The sequence below is a fragment of the Bacteroides sp. genome, assembly GCF_028690125.1.
GTDB lineage: Bacteria > Bacteroidota > Bacteroidia > Bacteroidales > Bacteroidaceae > Bacteroides.
Window position 1 is genome coordinate 22615 of record NZ_JAQVBV010000013.1, and the last position, 25955, is coordinate 48569.

General features: G+C 37.7%; 15 protein-coding genes. 12 read left to right on the top strand and 3 right to left on the bottom strand.

All coding sequences use genetic code 11. The features are described 5' to 3' along the window. Positions 1 to 170: 170 nt before the first annotated feature. The 9 genes from PHO71_RS10460 to PHO71_RS10500 all read left to right on the top strand — a co-directional run bounded on the left by PHO71_RS10460 (position 171) and on the right by PHO71_RS10500 (position 18107). Complete coding sequence (locus tag PHO71_RS10460) at positions 171 to 1430, top strand: glycoside hydrolase family 76 protein (RefSeq protein ID WP_300202769.1); 1260 nt, start codon at positions 171 to 173, stop codon at positions 1428 to 1430. Between the two features lie 34 nt (positions 1431 to 1464). Continuing rightward, a complete protein-coding gene (locus tag PHO71_RS10465) occupies positions 1465 to 3630 on the top strand; it encodes a hypothetical protein (RefSeq protein WP_300202771.1) in 2166 nt (721 codons plus the stop codon). A gap of 28 nt (positions 3631 to 3658) precedes the next feature. Beyond that, positions 3659 to 6145, top strand: a complete 2487-nt coding sequence (locus tag PHO71_RS10470) for a DUF4965 domain-containing protein (RefSeq protein WP_300202774.1) — start codon at positions 3659 to 3661, stop codon at positions 6143 to 6145. 6 nt (positions 6146 to 6151) lie between these two features. Continuing rightward, a complete protein-coding gene (locus PHO71_RS10475) occupies positions 6152 to 7615 on the top strand; it encodes a glycoside hydrolase family 125 protein (RefSeq protein ID WP_300202777.1) in 1464 nt (487 codons plus the stop codon). Positions 7616 to 7624: 9 nt separating this feature from the next. After that, positions 7625 to 8758, top strand: coding sequence for an aldose epimerase family protein (locus PHO71_RS10480; protein WP_300202780.1), 1134 nt, complete (start codon positions 7625 to 7627; stop codon positions 8756 to 8758). A 10-nt stretch (positions 8759 to 8768) separates the two neighbouring features. After that, entirely contained in the window at positions 8769 to 10772 is a 2004-nt protein-coding gene (locus PHO71_RS10485; protein ID WP_300202783.1) for a glycoside hydrolase domain-containing protein, read from the top strand. 39 nt (positions 10773 to 10811) lie between these two features. Beyond that, the gene (locus PHO71_RS10490; protein ID WP_300202923.1) at positions 10812 to 12875 is read left to right on the top strand and encodes a beta-L-arabinofuranosidase domain-containing protein; all 2064 of its coding nucleotides are present in this window, start codon (positions 10812 to 10814) and stop codon (positions 12873 to 12875) included. A gap of 1041 nt (positions 12876 to 13916) precedes the next feature. Then, complete coding sequence (locus tag PHO71_RS10495) at positions 13917 to 15917, top strand: hypothetical protein (protein WP_300202786.1); 2001 nt, start codon at positions 13917 to 13919, stop codon at positions 15915 to 15917. Positions 15918 to 17303: 1386 nt separating this feature from the next. Further along, positions 17304 to 18107 carry a hypothetical protein gene (locus PHO71_RS10500; protein ID WP_300202789.1) on the top strand — a complete coding sequence of 268 codons (804 nt, stop codon included), beginning with the start codon at positions 17304 to 17306 and terminating at the stop codon, positions 18105 to 18107. A 292-nt stretch (positions 18108 to 18399) separates the two neighbouring features. On the opposite strand, the gene PHO71_RS10505 is transcribed toward PHO71_RS10500, so the two are convergent. Then, on the bottom strand, positions 18400 to 19113 hold the full coding sequence (locus tag PHO71_RS10505) for a hypothetical protein (RefSeq protein ID WP_300202792.1): 714 nt from the start codon (positions 19111 to 19113) through the stop codon (positions 18400 to 18402). Between the two features lie 866 nt (positions 19114 to 19979). Further along, entirely contained in the window at positions 19980 to 20408 is a 429-nt protein-coding gene (locus tag PHO71_RS10510; RefSeq protein WP_300202795.1) for a DUF2231 domain-containing protein, read from the bottom strand. 305 nt (positions 20409 to 20713) lie between these two features. Between PHO71_RS10510 and PHO71_RS10515 the strand changes: the two genes are divergently transcribed. Then, positions 20714 to 21511 (top strand): hypothetical protein, encoded by a 798-nt coding sequence (locus tag PHO71_RS10515; protein ID WP_300202797.1) that lies wholly within the window; start codon positions 20714 to 20716, stop codon positions 21509 to 21511. 288 nt (positions 21512 to 21799) lie between these two features. Here PHO71_RS10515 and PHO71_RS10520 read toward each other — a convergent pair whose 3' ends face one another. After that, on the bottom strand, positions 21800 to 22507 hold the full coding sequence (locus PHO71_RS10520; protein ID WP_300202799.1) for a hypothetical protein: 708 nt from the start codon (positions 22505 to 22507) through the stop codon (positions 21800 to 21802). A 948-nt stretch (positions 22508 to 23455) separates the two neighbouring features. Here PHO71_RS10520 and PHO71_RS10525 point away from each other — a divergent pair. Both PHO71_RS10525 and PHO71_RS10530 read left to right on the top strand, forming a co-directional pair. Then, the gene (locus PHO71_RS10525; protein ID WP_300202802.1) at positions 23456 to 25477 is read left to right on the top strand and encodes a transglutaminase domain-containing protein; all 2022 of its coding nucleotides are present in this window, start codon (positions 23456 to 23458) and stop codon (positions 25475 to 25477) included. Positions 25478 to 25670: 193 nt separating this feature from the next. Then, positions 25671 to 25898, top strand: coding sequence for a hypothetical protein (locus tag PHO71_RS10530; protein ID WP_300202804.1), 228 nt, complete (start codon positions 25671 to 25673; stop codon positions 25896 to 25898). Positions 25899 to 25955: the final 57 nt, after the last annotated feature.

A 25955-nucleotide genomic window follows, 5' to 3' on the forward strand; every position in this document is an offset into this window, starting at 1 on the left:
CCTTATTCGTCATTCCAAATAAGGGCGATTTTATGTCATATACTTGTCATAATGTCATATAAAAGATGTTTTGACTAGTTTTTATCCTTTATTGAATAAAAATTTGTATTAACTCTCCTTATTTTCTGCAATCTTTGTAACTGGAAAAATATTTTAATTAATCAATTATCATGAAAAACAAGACTCTCTTGACCCTAATTTTGCAGTTCGTAGTATCTACAACAATGATAGGAATGGACGTTCTGGCACAAACACCGCAAAAAACATTTGCATATACTAACGACGACGTGTGGGCAGCATACGAAGGATTCAATAAAACACTTCTTGATTCCGGTAAATATATCTATAAAACAAATTCTTCAGATAAAAACGCCACAGACCGTTTTAATGGCGCAGCAGCTATCTGGTGCCAACCTACCTATTGGGATATGGCGATGAATGCCTACAAGCTTGCTAAAACTCAAAAAGACAAGAAGAAAGCAACATACTATAAAGAACTCTGTGATAAGATATTTGCAGGGAATAAGGCTCAGTATGCTCATTTCGATTTTGACGATAACAATGAAAATACCGGGTGGTTTATTTACGATGATATCATGTGGTGGACTATTACGCTGGCTCGTGCCTACGAACTGTTTGAAGTCGATGAATACCTGCGCTTGTCCGAAGAAAGCTTTAGCCGGGTATGGTATGGATCAAAGAAAGTAGGAGACACAGGTTCTTACGACAAAGAAAATGGAGGAATGTTCTGGCAATGGCAACCTATACACAATCCTAATCCCAATAAACCGGGTGACGGTAAAATGGCCTGCATCAACTTCCCGGTGGCGGTAGCTGCACTTACTCTTTATAACAACGTGCCGAAGAGCAGAAAAGAGTCGTCAGAAGAATCACCCAAGTACCAGACAAAAGCTCAATATTTGGCTAAAGGCAAAGAAATTTATGAATGGGGAGTAGAAAACCTGTTGGATAAGAAAACCGGGCTTGTAGCTGACAGCCGTCATGGGAAAGGCACACCTGCTTGGAAAGCACATATTTATAATCAAGCTACCTTCATCGGAGCATCAGTTTTATTATATAAAGCAACCGGTGAAAAACGCTACCTGGACAATGCTATACTTGCTGCAGATTATTCAGTCAATCAAATGTCTGCTCAACACAACTTACTACCTTTTGAAAAAGGAATTGAACAAGGTATTTATACAGCTATTTTTGCCCAATATATGGCCATGTTGGTAAATGACTGCGGACAAATTCAATATGTCCCATTTCTGAAACGTAATATTGAAGTCGGCTGGGCGAATAGAGATAAAACACGCAATGTGTGTGGAGGTAGATACTGGCAAGTATTACCCGATGGAGCAGATATCGATAGCTATTCAGCCTCCGGTATACCGGCATTGATGCTTCTGTTCCCAACGGACGAATAATTTGATATATCAATCTAATACATACTGAAATATCATGAATAATATACGACTACTGCTGGCTTCTTGTCTTTTGTTGATTTCTAATTACTCAGTCAATGCACAAAAGATAAAGCATCAAGAGACGAAAACGACTTTCCAGACATCTGACCCTTGGAAGCCGGAAACGGATGTACGTGCCGATGCAGCAATTGTATATGGTACTTCAGATAGGCCGGGTGTTACCTTTGAACAAAGAGTACAGTCATGGACGAATAAAGGCTATCAGGCACAATTCATGACAGGTGTAGCGTGGGGAAATTATCAAGATTATTTTTTGGGAAAGTGGGATGGAATAAATGATCACCTCAAAGAAGGGCAAAGAGAACGTAATGGAAAAGAGATAGCTCATGGACATATGGTACCGTATATTGTGCCTACTGAGAGTTTCATCCGTTATATGCAAGAAACGCAGATAAAACGCGTAATTGATGCCGGGATCACTTCTATCTTTTTGGAAGAACCGGAATTCTGGATGCGCGGTGGATATAGTGAAGCCTTTAAATCAGAATGGCAAAAATATTATAAATTCCCGTGGAGAGATCAGGAGGAATCGCCCGAAAATACCTATCTCTCAAATAAACTGAAATATCATCTGTATTATAATGCACTGGACAAGATATTTACCTATGCCAAAGAATATGGAAAATCAAAAGGTCTGGATATCAAATGTTATGTACCTACCCATTCATTAATAAACTATACTTCCTGGCAGATTGTAAGCCCGGAAGCCAGCTTGGCTTCACTGGATTGCGTTGATGGATATATTGCGCAAGTCTGGACAGGTACTGCGCGTGAATCCAACTATTTTAACGGTGTAAGAAAAGAACGGGTATTTGAGAATGCTTTCCTTGAATATGGCTGTATGAAGTCGATGACTGCACCGTTGAACCGGAAAATGTACTTCTTGACAGATCCGATAGAGGACTTTCCAAGAGACTGGCAAGATTTTAAACGTAATTATCAGGCTACTTTTTCAGCACAACTCATGTACCCCATGATAGATACCTACGAAGTAATGCCTTGGCCCGACCGTATCTATCTCGGATTGTACCAAGTAGCCGGAACAGATAAAAAAGAACGTATTCCACGTTCATATTCCACTCAAATGCAAATCATGATTAATACACTGAACGATATCCGTACATCCGACAAAAAGATAAGCGGAACGCATGGTATTGGTGTATTGATGGCTAACTCATTGATGTTTCAACGTTTTCCCACTCACAACGGATACGATGATCCTCAATTCTCCAGTTTCTATGGACAAACATTACCACTGTTGAAAAGAGGCGTTCCTGTAGAATTGGTACATATAGAAAACACTCCCTTTAAAGAGACATTCAAAGGACTTCAAGTACTTATAATGTCCTATTCGAATATGAAACCGATGAATCCTGAATACCATACTTACCTCGCAAATTGGGTAAAGAATGGCGGGGTACTGGTTTATTGCGGAGAAGATATTGATCCTTATCAATCTGTATTAGAATGGTGGAATACGGACAATAATCATTATAAAACTCCTTCGGAACATCTGTTCGAAATGATGAATCTATCTCTTAACCCTGTTGATGGAACCTATCATTATGGTAAAGGTACAGTCATCGTCATGCGTGAAGATCCGAAACACTTTGTATTAAAAGCAGGAAATGATCAAAAATATTTTGAGACAATTGCATCTGCCTTTCAGAAGAAAACCGGTAAAAAAATAGAGACTAAGAATAGTTTCTTAGTAGAAAGAGGAGTTTACACCATTGCAGCAGTCATGGATGAAAGTGTTTCGAAAGAGCCTTTGACACTATCCGGATTATATATTGATTTGTTCGACAAAGACCTGCCGATACTGACCGAAAAACAATTTCAACCGGGTGAGCAGGGATATTTGTATGATTTGAATAAGGTATCTCGCAAAGTAAAAGCGAAAGTACTCTGTGGTGCTTCCCGCATCTATGACGAGAAAGTAGGAAAACAAAACTATTCGTTCGTTGCGAAAAGCCCTTTGCATACCACCAATGTATCAAGGGTCCTCCTGCCTCGCAAACCGCAAAAAGTACAGGTGAACGGAAAGACAGAACAACCGGAATGGGACGAAACTTCGAAAACGCTTCTGCTAACCTTCGAAAATGATCCTGCTGGAGTAAATGTATCAATTGAATGGTAAATAGATAAAATAAATGCGAACTAAAATTATGAAACAAAAACTGACGATGCTGTTTCTGGGAGCAGCTTCTGTACTTTCTAGCTGTGGCACCCAGATTGAGCAGCACGAGAAAAATGAGTTGCGTGCTCCGGCTTACCCGCTGGTGACGATAGACCCTTATACCAGTGCCTGGTCATTTACAGACAATTTGTATGATGGCTCCGTGAAACACTGGACAGGAAAAGATTTTCCTTTGATTGGTGTAGCCAAAGTAGACGGACAATTCTACCGTTTCCTGGGAATGGAAGAACTTGAATTGAGACCTTTGGTGAAAACCTCCGAACAAGGTACTTGGACAGGAAAATATACAATCGAGAAACCTGCTGACGGTTGGCAAAATGCTGATTTCGATGATAGCAAATGGAAAGAAGGAGAAGGCGCTTTCGGTACAAAAGAAAATGAGCCTGCCGCAAAAACACAGTGGGGTGAAGAGTTTATCTGGGTACGTCGCGTAGCAGATATCCAGGAAGACCTGACAGGCAAAAACGTATACCTGGAATATTCTCATGACGATGATGTAATTATCTACATTAATGGAATCAAAGTTGTAGATACAGGAAATGCTTGTAAAAAGCATGTACAAGTAAAATTGTCCGATGAGGTTATTGCTTCTTTGAAGAAAGGAGATAACTTAATTGCCGCTTATTGCAACAATCGCGGAGCAAACGCATTGCTTGATTTCGGACTGTTGGTAGAATTGGACGATAGCCGTTATTTCAATCAGACAGCTACACAAACATCTGCCGATGTGCAACCCATGCAGACTTATTACACCTTTACTTGTGGTCCGGTAGATTTGAATCTCACATTTACTGCTCCTTTATTTATGGATAATCTGGATCTGATGACTCGTCCGGTTAATTATATCTCTTATGAAGTAGCATCCAACGATGGAAAGAAACATGAAGTAGAATTATACTTCGAAGCTTCTCCTCAATGGGCACTCGACCTGCCTCACCAGGAATCTGTAGCTGACAGCTTTACAGAAGGCGACTTGTTATTCCTCCGTACCGGTAGCCGTAATCAGGAAATTCTGAAAAAGCAAGGTGATGATGTACGTATTGACTGGGGACACTTCTATCTGGCTGCAGAAAAAGAAAACAGCACTTATGCCATTGGCGAAGGCAAGAAATTGCGTAAGAGCTTTACTGAAAACAAACTGGAAGCACCCTCTTCGGAAGGTTATGATAAGATGGCTCTGGTACGCTCATTAGGCGAAACAAATAAAGCTAACGGTCATCTGTTGATTGGATATGATGATATTTATTCCATCCAATATTTCGGTGAGAACCTGCGTCCATATTGGAATCGCACCGGTAATGAAACAATCGTTTCCCAATTCCAGAAAGCCGAAAAAGAATATAACACACAGATGAAAAACTGTGCAGCTTTCGATAAGAAAATGATGCAGGAAGCAACAGCAGCCGGCGGACGTAAATATGCCGAACTTTGTGCTTTAGCTTATCGTCAGGCACTTGCAGCTCATAAATTAGTAGAAGCTCCGAATGGTGACCTTGTATTCCTCTCTAAAGAAAACTTCAGTAATGGTTCCATTGGAACAGTCGATTTGACTTACCCGGGAGCTCCGTTGCTTTTACTCTACAATCCTGAGCTGGTGAAGGCTACCATGAATCATATATTCTATTACAGTGAAAGTGGAAAATGGACAAAACCATTTGCTGCTCATGATGTAGGTACTTATCCGATGGCTAACGGTCAGACTTATGGCGGAGATATGCCGATAGAAGAATCCGGTAATATGGTAGTATTGGCTGCTGCTATTGCTGCTATGGAAGGAAATGCCGATTATGCAAAGAAACATTGGGAAACTTTGACAACTTGGACAGACTATCTGGTTGAATACGGTTTGGATCCCGAAAACCAACTTTGTACAGACGACTTCGCCGGACACTTTGCACACAATGCCAACCTTTCTATTAAAGCAATTATGGGTGTCGCTTCATATGGCTATCTGGCAGATATGCTAGGCAAAAAAGACATTGCAGAGAAATATACCAAAAAAGCAAAAGAAATGGCTGCCGAATGGGAGAAAATGGCAAATGACGGAGATCATTATCGTCTGACCTTTGACAAACCGGGAACATGGAGCCAGAAATATAATCTGGTATGGGATAAACTGTTGAATTTACAGATTTTCCCGTCACAGATTGCTGATACGGAAATCGCTTACTACCTGACAAAACAGAATAAATACGGTCTTCCGTTGGATAATCGGGAAGCCTATACTAAGACAGACTGGATTATGTGGACAGCTACATTGGCTAATGACAAAGCTACTTTCGAAAAGTTCATCGACCCTGTATATCTGTTCATGAACGAAACTCCGAACCGTGTACCGATGTCTGACTGGGTATTTACAGATGCTCCTAACCAAAGAGGCTTCCAAGCTCGTTCCGTAGTCGGTGGATATTTCATTAAAATGCTAGAAGGTAAACTTAATAATTCAAACAAATAAATAATTATGAAGAAACAAGTAAAATATATTAGTACAGGTATGCTGGCAGCTATGCTGCTTTGCGGAGGACAAGTACAGGCTGCTGACCGTGTATCGGAGATGTATGTTTGTGCTGTAGATGCCATTCAGAAAGATAACCGTCCGGAAGTTTCCGAACGTTTATTCCATTCAGATGCAGTAGAAAAAGAAATTCTCCGTGTACAGAAGTTGCTGAAAAATGCCAAATTAGCTTGGATGTTTACAAACTGTTTCCCCAATACACTGGATACAACCGTACATTTCCGCATGGGTAAAGATGGCAAACCGGATACCTTTGTTTATACGGGAGACATACATGCCATGTGGCTTCGTGACTCCGGAGCACAGGTTTGGCCATACGTACAGTTGGCAAATTCTGATCCTGAACTGAAACAAATGCTGGCGGGAGTAATCCTCCGCCAGTTCAAATGTATCAACATCGATCCCTATGCAAATGCATTTAATGATGGTCCGGTAGAAGACAACGAATGGATGACAGACTTGACGGCTATGAAACCGGAACTGCACGAACGTAAATGGGAGATCGACTCATTGTGTTACCCGTTACGTCTGGCCTATCATTACTGGAAAACAACAGGTGATGCAAGCATATTCACTGAAGAGTGGATACAGGCAATAACTCAGGTTCTGAAGACGTTTAAGGAACAACAACGCAAAGAGGGAGTCGGACCTTATAAATTCCAACGCAAGACCGAACGTGCTTTGGATACATTGAACAACGATGGATTGGGAGCTCCTGTAAACCCTGTCGGACTGATTGTGTCTGCTTTCCGCCCTTCAGACGATGCTACTACTTTGCAATATCTGGTTCCTTCTAACTTCTTTGCCGTATCTTCTTTGCGCAAAGCTGCCGAGATTCTGGAAGCTGTCAATAAGAAAGATGATCTCGCAAAAGAATGCAAAACATTGGCCAAAGAAGTAGAAACAGCTTTAAAGAAATATGCAGTTTACAAACACCCTAAATATGGTAAGATCTATGCTTTCGAAGTAGACGGCTTTGGCAATCAACTGCTGATGGACGATGCCAATGTGCCTAGCTTGCTTGCAATGCCTTATCTGGGTGACGTAGATGTGAACGACAAAATTTACCAGAATACCCGTAAGTTTGTTTGGAGTGAAGACAATCCTTACTTTTTCAAAGGTACTGCCGGCGAAGGTATTGGCGGTCCACATATCGGATATGACATGATTTGGCCGATGAGTATTATGATGAAAGCATTTACCAGTAAAGATGACGCAGAAATCAAGGCTTGCATCAAAATGTTGATGGATACCGATGCCGGAAAAGGATTTATGCACGAATCATTCCACAAAAATAATCCGGAGAAATTTACCCGTGCTTGGTTTGCATGGCAAAACACACTCTTCGGAGAACTGATTCTAAAATTGGTAAATGAAGGAAAAGTGGATTTGTTGAACAGTATTAATTAATAAAGTATCATGAAAAAGTTATGTGTATGGGCAGTTGCCGCCCTTTTAATGGCAGCTTGTACACCGAAAGCCGAGCAAAAAACAACGGATTCCGGTTTATTGCAAAGTAACTTCCAGACGGAAGTAGATGGAAAAAAAACAGACTTGTATGTGTTGCGTAACAAGAACAACATGGAAGTTTGTATTACCAACTTCGGTGGACGTATCGTTTCTGTAATGGTTCCGGATAAGGACGGACAAATGCGTGATGTAGTATTAGGATTCGATTCAATCCAGGACTATATCTCTAAACCTTCTGACTTTGGCGCAACTATTGGTCGTTATGCCAACCGTATCGGCCAGGCTAAGTTTACGTTAGATAGCGTAGAATATCAGTTGCCTAAAAACAACTACGGACACTGTCTGCACGGCGGACCGAAAGGATTCCAATACAAGATATTTGATGCAAACCTGCTGACTCCTCAAAAACTTGAACTGATTGGTAAGTCTGAAGATGGCGAAGAAGGATTCCCGGGCAACCTTACTTGCAAAATCGTGATGGAATTGACTGACGACAATGCAATTGATATTAAATATGAAGCAGAAACAGACAAACCGACTGTTATAAATATGACTAACCATTCATATTTCAACCTCGACGGTGATGCAGGTAGCAATAGCGATCACCTGCTGATGGTAGATGCTGATACTTATACTCCGGTGGACAGCACATTTATGACTACAGGTGAGATTGTTACAGTAGAAGGAACTCCGATGGATTTCCGTATGGCTACTCCGGTAGGTTTGCGTATCAACGACTATAATTTCGAGCAATTGAAAAATGGTGACGGTTACGATCATAACTGGGTGCTGAATGCTAAAGGTGATGTAACTCGCAAAGCTGCTACATTGCAATCACCAAAAACAGGTATTGTAATGGATCTTTATACTAGCGAACCGGGTGTTCAGGTATATGCAGGAAACTTCCTCGACGGAACTCTGACCGGAAAGAAAGGCATTACTTATAACAAGCGTGCTTCTGTATGTCTTGAGACACAGAAATTCCCTGATACTCCTAACAAACCGGAATGGCCGTCAGCTGTATTGCGTCCGGGAGAGAAGTATACAAGTGAATGTATCTACAAATTCTCTGTAGCTAAATAATTATAAAATCATGAGAAGGTACAGTGGTCTTTGGCTCTTTTTGTTATTATGCACGACGATAGCCGTTGCACAGAACACTAAATATGTGAATCTGTTTATCGGAACGTCCGGCGATAACGGACAAGTAGCACCCGGGGCCACTGTTCCTTTCGGAATGGTATGTGTCTGTCCTGACAGCGATCCGCGCACTCATGCCGGTTATGATTATGCAGTGACAAAAGTATCCGGCATTTCTGTTAATCGTCTCTCCGGAGTAGGTTGCAGCGGAGGTGGTGGAAATTTGCGTATCCGTCCTGTGGCTCCTTCACAGGAACTGCATATTGATAAGTCAAGCGAACAGGCAATTCCCGGCTATTATACAACTGCATTCACTAATGGTATTGAAACCGAATTGACGGCAACCAATGCTATGGCAGCAGAAGTTTTCCAATTTAATCAGAATACCCCCGCCGCCTTGTGGGTGGACTTTGCTTCCACTTTCGAAGGTGTGGCTACCTGTCATTACGAACGTATATCAGACACCTGTATAGAAGGATATGTACAGGCAAGAAACGTTTGCGGACATGGTCAATACAAACTCTACTTCTCTCTCAACACCAACCACCCTTTCCGTTTGCAGGAACAGCAGACAACTACAGCTGCTCTGATGTTCGACAAAATAGTACGTACTGTAGAAGTTCGCATCGGACTCTCGCCGTTGAGTACAGAACTCGCTTCACAAGAATGCTCCCGTTGGAAAAAGATGAACTTCTCCGACCTGAAACATCAGGCTTGCACTCAATGGGAGAAACAACTGCAAAATATAGACGTGAAAGGAGGAGAGGAAGATGATAAAGTAATTTTCTATACCTCACTTTACCGGACTTTCCTGAGCCCGGTTGATGTCACTTCTCCCGATGGCGAATATCTGGGCACAGACGGGAAGAAATATGTTACAAAAGATTTTCGTTATTACAGTAATTGGTCATTGTGGGATACCTTCCGCACTAAATTCCCTCTATTGGTACTGACCGAGCCAGTGAAGATGCGCGACATGGCTACTTCTCTGATTCACCTGTATGCCACCGGTAAAAAAGACTGGTCTACGGGATTCGAATCGACTCCCACCGTTCGTACCGAACATACTGTAGTTTTATTGCTGGATTCATATCGGAAAGGAATAACGAACCTTGATTTCCGTAAAGGCTATGCCGGTATGAAAGAAGAGATGGAACGCCTGCCGATGCGTTCGCCCGATCAGAAAATGGAATCGGCTTATGATCTTTGGGCAATGGCTCAGATCGCAGATATTATAGGCGAAAAAGCAGATGCCGAGCTTTATAAGCAACGTTCTGTCACACTATTTGAAGAAATTTGGAAAAAAGAATTTATGACCGTCACTCCGGCTTTTGAAGTGATGAAGAATAATGGACTTTATCAGGGAACCCGCTGGCAATACAGATGGGCAGCCCCACAATATATCGACAAGATGATAGAATGGGTAGGGCAGGACTCACTCCGCTCGCAGCTCAGCTACTTCTTCGATCATCATCTGTACAATCAGGGCAATGAACCGGACATCCATGTCCCTTACCTGTTCAACCGTCTCGGAGCGCCGGGAGAAACCCAACAGCTTGTACGCAACTTAATGACCCAACCAATGATTCACAAGTACGGAGGCAATTCGGAATTTCCTACTCCTTACTTTGGCAAAGCATTTAAGAATGACCCCGTAGGGTATAGTCCCGAAATGGACGAAGATGACGGTACGATGAGTGCCTGGTATGTGTTTGGAGCTATGGGCTTTTATCCGCTGTTGGTAGGTGATGAATATTATGAACTGACTTCGCCTCTTTTTAATAAAATACAGCTTCGCCTGTCCAACGGGAAGAGATTGACCGTTGAGGTGAAAGGCAGGAAAAAGAAAGATGATTTGATTCAAAGTATCCATTTCAATGGAAAGCTCATTGATGATTATCGTATTTCTCATCTCGAACTTCTGAAAGGAGGACATTTGATATTTAAGTATAAGTAGTTATTTAATTAACAGGTTGTATAACCTATCTATATTATGATGAAAAAGAATAGACGTTTAAAAGTAACCTTTGCAGGTGCTCTGTTGACAGCAAGTCTGTTTACTACCGCTTGTGCTGCTCCTTCATCCGATGGATCGGTGAAGGTAGTAGACCGTCCCGACACACAATCGACTAACGTAAATTATGTAAGCTACCGTGCTCCGCTTCAGCCATTGAATTTTATCAAATTACCGGTTGGCAGTGTCCGCCCGGAAGGATGGGTGAAGAAATACCTCGAACTGCAACGTGAAGGATTGACCGGACATCTGGGAGAAATCAGTGCTTGGCTGGAAAAAGAAAACAACGCATGGCTCACTACAGGCGGAGATCATGGTTGGGAAGAAGTCCCTTACTGGCTCAAAGGATATGGAAACTTGGCCTACATCCTGAACGATCCGAAAATGATAGCCGAAACAAAGATTTGGCTCGAAGGAGCCTTTGCAAGCCGGCAGCCCGATGGCTATTTCGGCCCTGTAAACGAGCGTAACGGCAAACGTGAACTCTGGGCACAAATGATTATGCTCTGGTGTCTGCAATCATATTACGAATACTCCAATGATCAGCGGGTAATTGACCTGATGACTAATTATTTTAAATGGCAGATGACAGTGCCCGACGATAAATTACTCAAAGATTATTGGGAAAACAGCCGTGGCGGTGATAATATCATCAGTATCTACTGGCTATACAACCACACTGGAGATAAATTCCTGCTTGAACTGGCAGAAAAGATTCACCGCAATACGGCCAACTGGACGAAGCCTAGCTCTTTGCCTAACTGGCATAATGTGAATATCGCCCAATGCTTCCGCGAACCCGCCACTTATTATATGCAGACAGGCGATTCTGCTATGCTTAATGCTTCTTATAATGTACATAATCTGATTCGTCGTACTTTTGGTCAAGTACCGGGCGGTATGTTTGGTGCTGACGAAAATGCTCGCATGGGATTCATTGATCCCCGCCAGGGAGTAGAAACTTGCGGACTGGTAGAACAAATGGCTTCTGATGAAATTATGCTTTGCATGACCGGTGATCCCATGTGGGCGGAACACTGTGAAGAAGTAGCATTCAATTCTTATCCTGCTGCCGTGATGCCCGATTTCAAATCATTACGTTATATCACTTGTCCCAACCATACCGTCAGCGATTCAAAGAATCATCATCCGGGCATCGACAATAGTGGTCCGTTTCTTTCAATGAACCCGTTCAGCAGCCGTTGCTGTCAGCACAATCATGCTCAGGGTTGGCCTTACTTCTCAGAACACCTCGTGTTGGCAACTCCTGATAATGGTGTGGCAACTGCTATCTATGGGGCTTGCAAGGCAACAGTGAAAGTAGGTCAGGGAAAAGAAATCGTTCTTCACGAACAGACTAATTATCCTTTCGAAGAAGGTATTACTTTTACCGTTTCTACCGGTGAAAAGGTTGCTTTCCCGTTCTATCTCCGTATTCCTACCTGGACTTCGAATGCTGAAGTACGTGTGAATGGCAAGAAAGTGAGTGCTAAGCCTGTAGCAGGAAAATATCTTTGTATCGAACGCGAATGGACTGACGGTGATAAAGTGGAGCTGACTTTACCGATGTCTCTTTCTATGCGCACTTGGCAGGTAAATAAGAATAGTGTAAGTGTGGATTACGGACCATTGACAATGTCTCTCAAGATAGACGAAAACTATGTAGAGAAAGATAGTCGCGAAACTGCTATCGGTGACTCTAAATGGCAGAAAGGTGCAGATTCTAAGAAATGGCCTACTACCGAGATTTATGCAAATAGCCCTTGGAACTATTCATTGGTATTAGATCAAAAAGAACCGTTGAAGAATTTCAAAGTAGTACGTAAAGACTGGCCGGCAGACAACTTTCCATTCACTGTAGGCAGCGTACCTTTGGAAGTGAAAGCATACGGTCGTCAAGTGCCCGGCTGGAAAATAGATGAAACCGGACTTTGCGGTGTATTGCCCGAAGAAAATGCAGTGAAAGGTGCAAAAGAAGAGATTACTTTGATTCCCATGGGAGCAGCAAGATTAAGAATTTCCGCTTTCCCCAATACAAGGGAATAAGAATAGAAAGCAAACAACATCGGCACTTTTATATATTAGGATCATCCTGCTAAAAACATTAGATTAAAAAACAAGGCGTGTATTATTATGGCTGTAAGCTCATGATAATGTACGCCTTGAGTAGGATATTATCTTTCTTATAATTTCCTTATCAAGATGTTGAGAATGTGAAGCCTCAATTTTTAGTATTAATAACTTCTTTTTTGTGTACTTTTTGTTCACTGGCATTATAAAAGCTCCGAAGAAAGCGAAGCCATGTTGGGTGGTTTATGTACAAAGAGCATCTATTTATTTTCTGTGGAGGAAACAGCTAGTAAAATAGTAGAAAATAATGATTGGATAACCCAAAAGGGTGAGATAATTATTTTTAGAAGAATATTGACTCAAAATGAACAATAATATTTGCTCAAATGTGAATTGAAAGCTGTTTTTTTGTTACAATATATAGATGGGTAATATTGTTTGTCTGCTTAATGGTTTGATAACCAGTGTATATTTGTTGGAAAAAGTGTAACGGGCTCTTGTGGAATGGTTGGAATACCTGTATCTTTAAACCGATTTTTATATATGAGAAGAATGATTGTGTTGTAATGTACTTATTTATAGAAAAAGGGTTGATTAGTGTGGCAGGTAAATCTAATTGCAATAAATTAGATTTATGATTATAGAATTTATGGTACTTAGAATGAGATATTTTGTTCACTAAAGTGTAATTATAATATTAATTAAATAGACTATTTATGTCTATCAATAAGAAATAGTAATATGTTTTTGATATAAATTAAATTTGTTCATTATGAAAAAAGTGAAAATACTCTTTTATTTGTTGTAGATTTGTTTTTAGTTTCTTGTAATGCGGATATTTTTCTGGACTAGGAACCTTTACGTTTTGATGAAACTGTGTCATTTCCCACTACTTGGCAGTAACAGTTGGGATATGCCGAAAATCGTAACAGAAACTTTAATAAATAAGATTTCAGCCATTTTTAAACACCCTCTTAGTAAAAAGAGATATTATAAACCATCATCAACAGTAGTGACATGAATAGTTCGAATGTGTTTTTTATTCGCACAACTAACAATTTAAATGAAAGATTCGTAGCTATAATAAAAGCTATATTATATTTCTTTTTTATTCCATTTATTCTATCTGGATGTAATAGGGGTGATTCGCAATTGAAAGAGGCATTAATATTAGCCAAAAACAACCGGTCCGAATTAGAGAAAGTATTAGATTTCTATCAAAATGACTCTCTAAAATTAGAAGCAGCAAAATTTCTAATAAAAAATATGCCTGGACACTATTCTTATCAGGGAAATACAATTGAAAAATATTATGATGCTGTAGATTCTATATTAACTATAAACTATCCCATTGATACTCTAAAAGTTAGAATAGAAGAACTTTCCAATAAATTTAAAACGAAACTTGATACCATTCAAGATATAGAAATCATAAAATCGGATTTTTTAATTGAAAATATAGAAAAGGCATTTACCGAATGGAAATCTGTAAAATGGGCTGCACATATTTCATTCAATGATTTTTGTGAATATATTCTGCCTTATAAATCTTCAGAACTACAGTCTTTAGACAATTGGAGAGATTATTTAAAAACATTCTATCCCTACAAACTGGAAGAACTTAGCTGTTGTGATTTATTTAAACGTTCTGCTCTTTGGACTACATGTAAAATAAATCATGAATTGAGATTTTATGTGAAACCTATAGTCTGGGATTCACAAATTATCTCTATATTACGCCCTTCAACTCAAATGCGTTTTCCTTTCGGTCTTTGTGAGGACTACTCGCAATTGGAAACTGCTATTCTACGCAGTAACAGTGTTCCTGCAATGATCGATTTTACTCCCCAATGGCCGTTTCGTAGTCTAGGACATTCATGGAATGCCATTCTAGCTAATAATGGCAAATTCATACCTTTTGGGGGAATCGACAGTGACCCCGGTGAGCCACATAAATTGGATGAAAAAATGGCGAAGGTATATAGGAAAACATATGCTATCAATCATGCGGTAAAGCGCTTAATACAAACAGAACAAAGCGTACCATCAACTTTTAGCACACCTTTTATAAAAGATGTCACTACTGAATACATGATAACCAGTGATATTCAAGTTAACGTTGGAAAACAGAAAACCAACTATGCATATTTAGCAGTATTCGACAACCAATCATGGCAGCCAGTCTCTTTTGAAGAAATCAACAAAGGGGTCGCATTTTTTAAAGACATGGGACGTGATATCGTTTATCTGCCGGTATGTTATCTAAAAGCACGGATAAAACCGGTAGCTCCCCCTTTCATTCTGACATCAACTGGAGAAATTAGACCTTTCATTCCTGACACCAATCACCTACAAACTGTAACTTTATATAGAAAATATCCCGTATTTAAGCATGTACATGAAATTGCCGATCGAATCATGGGAGGAAAACTGCAAGCTTCAGATAACGAAAATTTCGAAAATCCTGTGACCATTTACGAAGTAGACAATTGGATAACTCATGGGGAAGAAATAAAAGTACCTGATTCTTTGGGAAATTATAGATATTGGAGATATTATAAACCGAACGGAGGACACTGTAACATTGCAGAAGTAGTATTCGTTGGAGGTAAATCTCACCAGATAATCAGGGGGCGCATTATAGGGACAGAAGGATCATTTGGTAATAGGCCTGAATATACAAGAGAAGCGGCATTTGATAATGATGCATTAACATACTTTGACGCCCCACTCAATGACGACGGGTGGGTAGGTATGGATTTTGGCGAACCCATAAAAATGGAAAAGATCATGTATACACCTCGAGGAGATGGAAATACAATCGAAATATCAGATATGTATGAACTTTTTTATTGGGATCGTCATTGTTGGGTATCATTAGGTGAGCAAAAAGCTGCTTCTGTTAAATTAGAATATGAAAATGTGCCGACTAACGCTTTACTACTTCTGAAAAATTTAACAAAGGGAAAAGAAGAAAGAATATTCACCTACGAAAATGAAGAACAAGTATGGTGGTGATTAAAAAAGTATACCCTAAAATCTGTAACATTGTGTGTAAAAAGTTATAAGATATCTTTTTTTAGGCATTACGCTAGTGGTTGCGGATTTAAGGTTTTAGGAGAATAGCGTTTCAAAATGAGTCCTGATATTTGTTTAAGTATGAATTGGAAGCTGTGCTTTTTATTACAATATACAGATAAATAATATTGCTTATTTATTTAACTTGTTGATAATAAGTGTTGTTTGTTGAAGGCGTGTAACGGACTCTTGTCAGGTGTTTGGGCTGCCTGTATTTTTACGAATGTTATACGACAATTTAGAGGACTAAATAGTTGTGATTTAGAAACTGTGAGATACTTTATTAACATATGTAGATTTATATTTCCGGTAGGATGAAAGCATTAATAAAATTAATAAGATATTCTTCATATTTATCAGGTGCTGCAGTCTCTATAGCCACAGCCTGTGCGCATCTAAGGCTGTTGCATTGGCATATGGCGGGAGATTATCATAGGCAAGCACCTATTTTATGGCGTTTATGCCTTGCTGAACGAATAAAACATTAACTTTACGGCATACTTTTACTGCAAAGGTCTAAGTCAAGTTATAGATAAACTATTTAAATGATTAAAAGCTTAGTAATATGTCAGGTTCAGAATTAATATTGTTGATTTGTATGGTAATATCTATTGTGTTGAATATATATTATGTAAAACCTGTTTGGGAGAAACTCAAAACAAAACGGGGTACGCATATACGTTTTGCACTGTGGCTAATATCCAGTTGGGCAATTACTATTTATTTAGTAGTGGAATGTTGGAAGTTTGTATTGAAAGATCTATTTGTATAAATATCTATTAAGTAGCATTTATATAAACGCCTATTAATAAGTAGTATCTCAAAATTAGTAATTAATCTGCTCTCTTTCATCCAGAGCGTAGCAAAGCATCTCTTCTTTTTAATGTCAAGAGAGAGTAGATTCAAAGGAAAACATTATTTGTGATGATGTATCCCTTTATTAGTAACTATATTTGTGCCCTCCTATTGTCACAGTTGTGCCAGCGAGGTGGCACAACTGTGACAATAGGAGGGTATTCTTGTGCCAATATGATGGCACAACTGTATATGTTAAGTAACTATGATTATGTCTGGAAACACTTTACACAGATTGGTTATTACTTTCTAATTCACTATACATATTTATGATACTCTTCCCGCTTTGGCATACACGGAACTACCATAAGTTTCTTTCCATCGCATGAATAGACTAGTGAACTAAAGTATCATGAATTGGTAACTCGAAATATAAATAACAGGTATTGATTCCCGTAATTAGTTATTTTATACCTTTGTAGCCGCAAGATAACTGAGACGCAATTACTAATGAGATAGAAAAGTAGCGATATGAAACAAATAATTTATCCTTTCAAGCAATTATTATCAGGTGGTCTGTTATGCATTGGTGTTGTAATAGTCGCCTATCTATTTGAAATCTTTTTCCCTGGAATGTATGTGAACGCTTTCTCATCTTCTATTTATCTTTCATTTTGGATGGTTCTTTTAGTGGGAGCCTTGATTTGGACATTTCGTGAACCGGGAGTAAAGGGATTAGCATCTGAAATAACAGATTGGCAACTTATTGCGGCTTTCTTTTTATTTGTATCAGACCGAATCTATAATGCTATGCCAAAAGAAATTCACCGAGATATAGCTCCGGTATTGTCTACATATACATTACCGATATTGATTATTGGGAGTTTAATAGTAGCAGGCATAATCAAGTTTTCCACATCGTTATACCGGAGGTTAGAAGATGAACGGAGGCAAAATGCACTTCAAACACAAAGAATTCAGCAATTACTTGATTCTCCTCCAACTCAATATAAAAGTTGTCTATTGATTCGTAAACTTATAAAGAATGAATCTATCATTCTGCTTTCTGCAAGTGACAACCTCCAATTGGTAGAGGAATGTCAGATAATTGATTTAGCTTTTTTCAATTGGTTGAGGAAACAGAATCTTCCACAGACTCCTCCTCCACGTGTCATAATTTTATGTGTACTGATTCGGATGCTAAAAACGAAAGAGGAGATATTAACTATTCTTGATATGACTAATGACACTTATCGGGTTATGAAATCTCGTGCTCGGAAGCGTTTAGGCATTGAAGATGAAGATTGGGAAACATTCTTGAAGGAAATAAAATAATTTTATCTCTAAAGTGTTAATCCATTTATTAATTCTACTAAAGAATTCATGGCAGAAATAGTCCCGCTTATTATAGCAACATAAAACCATACTCTTTTATTGGAGTATTGATTTTTAGGGAATAATTTGATAGCACCTGCTATTAGTATTATCCATGAAAGTAAATTAAATAAGTTGATCATAAATATCTGAATAACAATATTTATGTCTTTGATAAATAGGTCTAAGTAGCATAAAAAGAATATTATGCTACTTACTATACCATATAGAATGATATATCGTAGAGCTATTTTTAATTCCCGATACATTCTTGATATGCTTTATCAGCCATTCTTGTTTCAAAATTATATATTGATGCAGCATTCATATAGCAAAGTTGTGCAACTGCTGGGAAGTTTCCACAAGTTGCAGTTGCATTATCAAATTTTAATTTAGCTGCATCTTTTGTCGCCTCTCTCTGTTTTTCACACTCAGAAGTATTTCCTCCCCCTTCTTGACGCGTTTTTAAAGAGTTCGTCTTTATTTGTGAACGGCTTTCTGCAAATAGCGTGAATAATTGTGTCCTTTCCTCTTCACTTAATCTCAAGAATCCAGTCTGATTGAAGAGCTTTTCCCTAGCTTGGTCTACTTGCTGTAATACCTCATTCATATTCGCTTTTTGAATGAGGTCAGCCATATAATCATCATTATTTATGCTGCTCATATGCTGATCGTATTCTTCTTCGCTTAATGTAGAAGTATAGGCTTTCAGTTTTTCGGCTAGAAGTTCATTACTCATTTCAAACTCCCAAAATTCATTTGAAGCAGCAATAGAGTCAATAAGGGTGTATTCCCCATTCATCATTCTTGATGAAAATGCACGTGTTTTAGCTACCCCATTTGCTCCCACTTCTGTTTCATCAGCATAATAGTCATCGTTACTACAACTATAAATAAAGAATGTGGCTAATATTCCACAAACAAATACTATTGCATACGATAGATTTTTAATTCTTTTTCCAGTCATGATTGTTTTGATTTTAGATTTGCTGCAAAGTAAGCTAAAAAATAGAAATTTGAAGGAAAATATTTGCTCTAAAAATAAAAAAAAGTGTTCTTATTAAATTAAGTATTCGTTTAACCGTTACAGATTAAGCATTAACCAATTTTTTTCGTTTAGCTAATTTGTTTGTAATGAGTTTAATAACTCAATTTGTCGTGTAACGCCCTATTGCATTGTATTGTAAAGACCGGTATCTTTGCAAAAGTAAAAAGCAATATAGGAACAGAAAAATATTGATAATGTTTATCAGTGCTATGTTGTTTTGTTTTTTAATAGAGGATATACTTTATTATACTAGTGTGTATATATAATTATGTTAAATGAAGATTTAAGGTTTGGCGAGGACACTCTGAGGGGAGAGCATGTTTCATTTGCAACATTGTATAAATGCTACTTCTTTATCGTCTTAGAGGTTAAACTCTGGTTGAAAAAGAAAAGTGTTTTTTATATTTGTAGTTCTCGCCAGCCTTTTATTTTATTGTAGTCTAGAAATCTAAAAATCCTTATTACAATATTTGATATGTTAGTTTTAAAAAGTACTCATCGAGGTGTTCCGCAATAAATTAAAAAATAGTTGTTCTTTTCATTTTATCTATAACCATTATTATTTCAGTAAGTTTTTTATTTGATGCTCAAATGCCTTTTCTGCATTTTTTTTGTAGGAAAAGTAAGGCGGATGATTCAGTCTTTACTTCTTTGCATAAAGGCATTTCATTGAAAATACTAAATTTATATAAGGATGAATGGGGGTGAAGAATAAAGTTACCGTAACTCCCTCAAAATAGATATATTTCAAGATTTTGTTCTATATGATAAACAAATAAATGTGGTTACATTTTTAATAAATCATTGTAAACAAGTACTCCACCTAAAAAACCGGTAGCAGCAACAGAAAAAGCAGCCAAAATATAAAAGAGAAATCCAAACTTATGGAGTTTCTCAGCATATTTTTTTAATAAATGCTTAGCTAAATAAAACGCAGATGCAATACATAAGAATGTTACTGTTACACCGGCAAATGTGCTATGGATATTTTTAGCTTGAGCTAAAACCGGTTCAGTAAAGTTTGGGGTAAATATACCGCCGGCTATTGCTGCCAATATAGCAGAAAGTGTAGCAAAATACAAAATATATTCTCCACACGGATATGCAAATTTGTTAGGTTTGAATAATCGTAATGCGGCAAATAGTACACCCAATAAAGTTAATGCTATTGGGAAGTGGACTAACATCGGATGAATATGGGCAGTATCAAACATATCTTTTTTTCAAATAACATATATGAGATTATTATGTTCACTGTAATATGCACTAAATAAAAATGAATTTGAAGCATACCCCGGTCTTAATTAATTGTGCAGTTTATTCCACTCTGGGTTGTATGAAAAATAATTTAGTAATGTAATTCAGATTTCAATTGGCCCTTTTTCGTTTCTGCTGGTTTATTCATAAAATCCGATTATTTCAAAGTCCTTTATCCATAACCTTCTTCGCCTTTTCACGCTATTTTTCAGTTTTATTTTTTATCTTTGTACAAAATAGGACACGTGAAAATCAGAGATATATGAAGTCAGTAGCTTATTCCTTTCAACAACTATTGTCAGGCGGTTTGTTATGCTGTGGTGTCATAGTTGTGGCATATTTGTCCGAGATATTTTTCCCGGAATGGTATGTTGATGCATTTTCTTCTTCTATTTATCTCACATTATGGCTGGTATTATTTGTAGGAGCATTGCTTTGGACTATTCGCGAACCGAGTGCTCAAGGATTGGGTGCTGAAATAACCGATTGGCAATTTATTGCTGCTTTTCTCCTGTTTGCATCAAATAGGGTTTTTGAAGTGATGCCGAAAGAAATTCATCGGGTAATGGATCCGGTCCTGTCTACTTATATGTTGCCGGCATTGATCATTGGCGGATTGGTGGTGGCCGGTATAATTAAGCTTTCGATAACTTTAAATAGGAAGTTGGTAGTGGAACGACAGCAGACAATTCTTCAAACACAACGAATTAAAGAATTGATAGATTCTCCTCTGCCTACACAGAAAGGACTTTTGTTATTTCGAAGTTTAATTGAAAATAAATCTATTGCCCGATTTTCTGCAAGTGAAATTTCGTTGCTAATAGAAGGATGCCATACGATGGATCCGATCTTTTTCGGTTGGCTAAAAAAGCAAAATATTCAACCTACACCACGTGACATCATATTATGTGTTCTTATTCGAATGAGAAAAAGTAAAAATGAGATATTATCTATCTTACGTATTAATGATGGCTCTTATCGTGTTATGAAATCTCGTGCAAAAAAACGATTCAATATCGAAAATGATGATTGGGAAGTGTTCTTGCAAAATTTGAAGTAATGCTATATTAGTGTGTTTATTAATTTTATAAATGAATCAATCGCAGCAACCGAACTCATCATTATTGTATAGTAGAACCAGACTCTTTTATTAGATGATTTATGTCTTGGAAATGTTCTGACTGCACCTATTATAAGAACTATCCACGAAAGGAATTGGAAAAAAATAAGCAAGACATATTGAAGAATATAATTAATATCCTTTATGAAGTAATTTGAATAACATATTACAATGCTAATACCACAAATTATGCAATAAAGAGTGATATATTTAATTAATTTCATTATATTAATTACCTATGCATTCTTCGTAATGCTTTTTTGCCCATTCTAAGTCACAATTGCGTCTAGCTGCTGCTTGAATATAACAAGGATATGGAAATAATATACTATCGCAAAATAGCACATTATGGTTATAAGTAGCTTCAGCTTGCTGAATTTCGGCTTCTCGTTTCTTTTCACATTCAGATACATTTCCTCCTTCTTGTCGCGTTTTCAAAGATTCTATCTTTGTATTTGAACGACTTTCTGCAAACTGCATAAATAATTGTGTTTTTTCCTCTTCACTTAATTTTGAAAATCCTGTGTTTTTGAGGAGATTCTCTTTTGCTTTATTCATTTGTTGCAATACTTCTTCTAAGTTAGCTGTTTTAATGAATTCGGTTGTATAATCGTCATTATTGAGATTCTCCATAAGTACATCATATTCTTCCTGTCCTAATGATGAAGCATAAGTATCAAATTTCTGGGCAAGAAGTTCGCTACTCATTTGAAATTCCCAAAACTCATCAGAAGCAGCGATAGAATCAATAAGTGTATCACCTATCCCCATCATTCTAGATGAAAGTGCACGTGTTTTGGCTACCCCATTATCTTCTTTCCGGGTTTCGTCCGTATAATATTCATCTGTACTACAGCTATAGATAAAGAAAGTGGATAATAGTCCACAGGTAAGTACTATTACATAGGAGATGTTTCTCATTTTTTTTCCAGTCATGATTTTTTAATTTTAAATTTGATGCAAAGTAAGCGAAATAAAAGAATTTGGAAGGATAATATTTGTTCTAAAAATGAAAAAATCAATTCTTATGTATATCAAACATATATTGCAATTGTTACAATATAAGTGTAAAATGATTATTTTTATTTGCTAATTGTTTTATAATCAGTAAGGTATATCTTTGCTGCCTGTAACGGACTGTTGCACCGTGTTAAAATGTATAGTACTTTAGCGGAAAGAAACAAAACTTGATCAGAACAAAGATAACTGATAACATCAATATGAATTGTCTTGTTTTATGAAATAATAGTTTTATTATGTTTATTGTATATATTGAACGATAATTTAAGGTTTGGCGGGAACGTACATGGGGGAAATGTTCATTATGCATTTTGTGAATCGCTTTTTCTCCTTTGTCTTAGAGACAAAACATAGAGTAACAAATGTGATGCTTGTTGTTTACCAGGCTCTATTTAAATCAGGAGAAATGTTTTCACAACTGCTGTTCCCGCCAACCTTTTATTTCTAATATAGTATTAAAACAATAAATGTTCGATATTTTCGGTTTATAGATTGTTCATCAAACTATTTTTAGAAAGATTAATAAAATAACTTCTTTTCTTTCTGTATTGTAATTCACACTTATACACGTAACATTCTGTTTTATAGATGTTATTGTTTTAAGCTCAAGAAAGCAGCAGCTTCAGAGATGAATTGATACTCTCTCTCTGTAATGTTACAATATATATTTAAAATCTATTTTAGACGGTTCTAATGTGCTAATACACAATTGATATGGATAAATGATAATGTAACGGACTATTGCGTGATGATAAGATTGTCTGTATCTTTGCGAATGTTATACAACCGTTAGGAAACTTAACAGTTGTTGCCATAAACACTTCATGGTTACAAAATAAGGTATGATTAAATATTTCAGGTACAATGAAAGCATTGATAAAATTATTTCTTGTTTGCTTGTTAGCTGTTATTGGAGATTTCCTTTTTTTCTCTTGTTCAAAGGTAGAAAAGAATATTCCGGTAGTTTCTTTATTAGAAAATGCCCTTCAGCAAGCTGGTGAAAATCGTACGGAACTGGAAAAAGTATTGTGCCGTTATCAAGCTGATCCGGCAGACAGTTTGAAATATCGTGCGGCATGCTTTTTGATAGAGAATATGCCTTATTATACTTATTATAAGGGGAAACAATTAGAACAGTATCTTACCTATTATACTATATTGCAGGAAACACGTGGTATGGGGATCTCTCCTAATTTAATAGCTGATTCTGTTCGCCATATGTATGGAACGTTTCAATCAGATTCTTTGCAATCTTATAAAGATATAGAGACAATAGATTCTACTTATCTATGTAATAATATTGAATGGGCATTTAAGGTTTGGCAGGAACAACCATGGGGGAGTCATGTTTCGTTTGCAGTCTTTTGTGAATATATGCTTCCATATCGTATTGGAGATGAGACGTTGAGTAGCTGGCGGGAAAACATTTATAAGAAGTACAATCCTTTGCTTGATTCTTTGCGGGCATCCGCAGTGCTTGATAAAAGAGACCCGATTGTAGCTGCACGTTGTTTGCTCGACTCAATACGTAAAGATGGAACAGTTTTCACGACTGTGACTCCTGCCGACCTTCCCCATGTAGGCCCTGAAGTTGCTCAATTTAAAACCGGCAGTTGTCGCGAGAGTTCAGATTTCGTTGTTTACGTTTGCCGCGCATTAGGTATTCCTTGTGCAATAGATTTTATGCCAATTCGCGGTGACGAGAATGACAGCCATCAATGGATATCATTCATCGATAAATACGGTACACTTTATTATCATGAATTTCCTAACGGCGTAAGTGAGGTTAGGAAAGATGGGATATGCGAAATGCCTAAGATAAAGGTTTACCGTAATACGTTTAGTCTGAATCACTCCATGCAAGAAGAATTGCAGAAGCTGGATACAGTCATTGTACCTCTTTTTAAGAATCCTCATTTAGCAGATGTCACTTCCTTTTATACAAAAGATTTTAAGAAAGAATTGAAAATACCTGAATCTGCTATTTATAAAGGTAAACCAGGTTCAAGAATAGCTTATCTGTGTGCAAGCAGACTGATGGAGTGGGAGCCTGTGGCATGGACGAAATTCGATGGAAGGAATCTTGTTTTTACTGATATACAAAAGGGGGCTGTTATGAGAGTTGCTACTTACGAACGGGGACGACTTCGTTTCTGGACAGATCCGTTTGAGATCAATGTCTCTAGTGATTTTCATTTCTTCACTCCGTCGGATAGTGTGCAGGATGTTACTCTATTCGCTAAATATAATCTAAGAACGGAGGAAATGTTTCGTAATCGTATGATAGGTGGAACATTTGAGGGAAGTAATGATCCCGCTTTTCGTGAGAAAGATATTTTGTATCAGATAGATCGCAGACCTGAACGTTTGCAAACGGTGGTTCAACCTTATTCTTCAAAGACTTATCGTTACGTAAGATACATCGGACCGAAAGATTCGCATTGCAATATTGCGGAAGTTGCGTTTTATACATCAGGAGATACGATTCCTTTAAAAGGGAGGATTATAGGTACTCCCGGATGTTTTCAGAAAGATGGTTCACATGAATATACGAATGTTTTCGATGGTGATGTGAGTACTTCTTATGATTATATTGAACCTTCCGGTGGATGGTCCGGACTTGATCTGGGCACTCCAAAACGAATTGAGAAGATTCTTTATACTCCCCGAAGTTATGATAACTATATTCGTCCGGGAGATGAGTATGAATTATTTTATTGTACAAAAAGAAATCGATGGAAATCTCTTGGGAAGCAAATTTCCAAAGCTGATTCATTGGCGTATAAAAATGTTCCTGCTAATACGTTATTGTTGTTGAAAAATCATTCACGGGGGATACAGGAACGGATTTTTAAATATGAAAAAGGTATTCAATACTGGAAGTAAGAGTTATTTTTAATATATGTATATTGAGTATTATTTTATAATAAATTACAATGTATAATGAAAGATAATGAGTGGGGTAAAGAAAATTCTGGAGGATGGGGGACTACTATATTTAGCGTATGTTTGTCAAAATGGAATTTGAATAAGTACAGGTATTGTCCTATACCTAATTAAATCTTAGAATTAGACTATTATGATAGGCTTAGGAATAATAATAAACGATCAGGAGCCCATAATTGCCGCTTCTGATGGTCTTACCTTTATAGCTTTGTCACATGGATATTCATGTGATGAAGTTTCGGTTATAGGAAGTGATGATCTGCGTATGCTTACTTGGTTTGATTGGGGACCGGTAAAGGGCGATAAAGTCTTGGTAAGAATTGTCGAGACAGATAAGGGGAAAGTGATAAGTCTATGTTAAAGAAAGCATTTAAACTTAGGAATGATACTCCGGAGATGTGGAATCGTAAACTTGAAA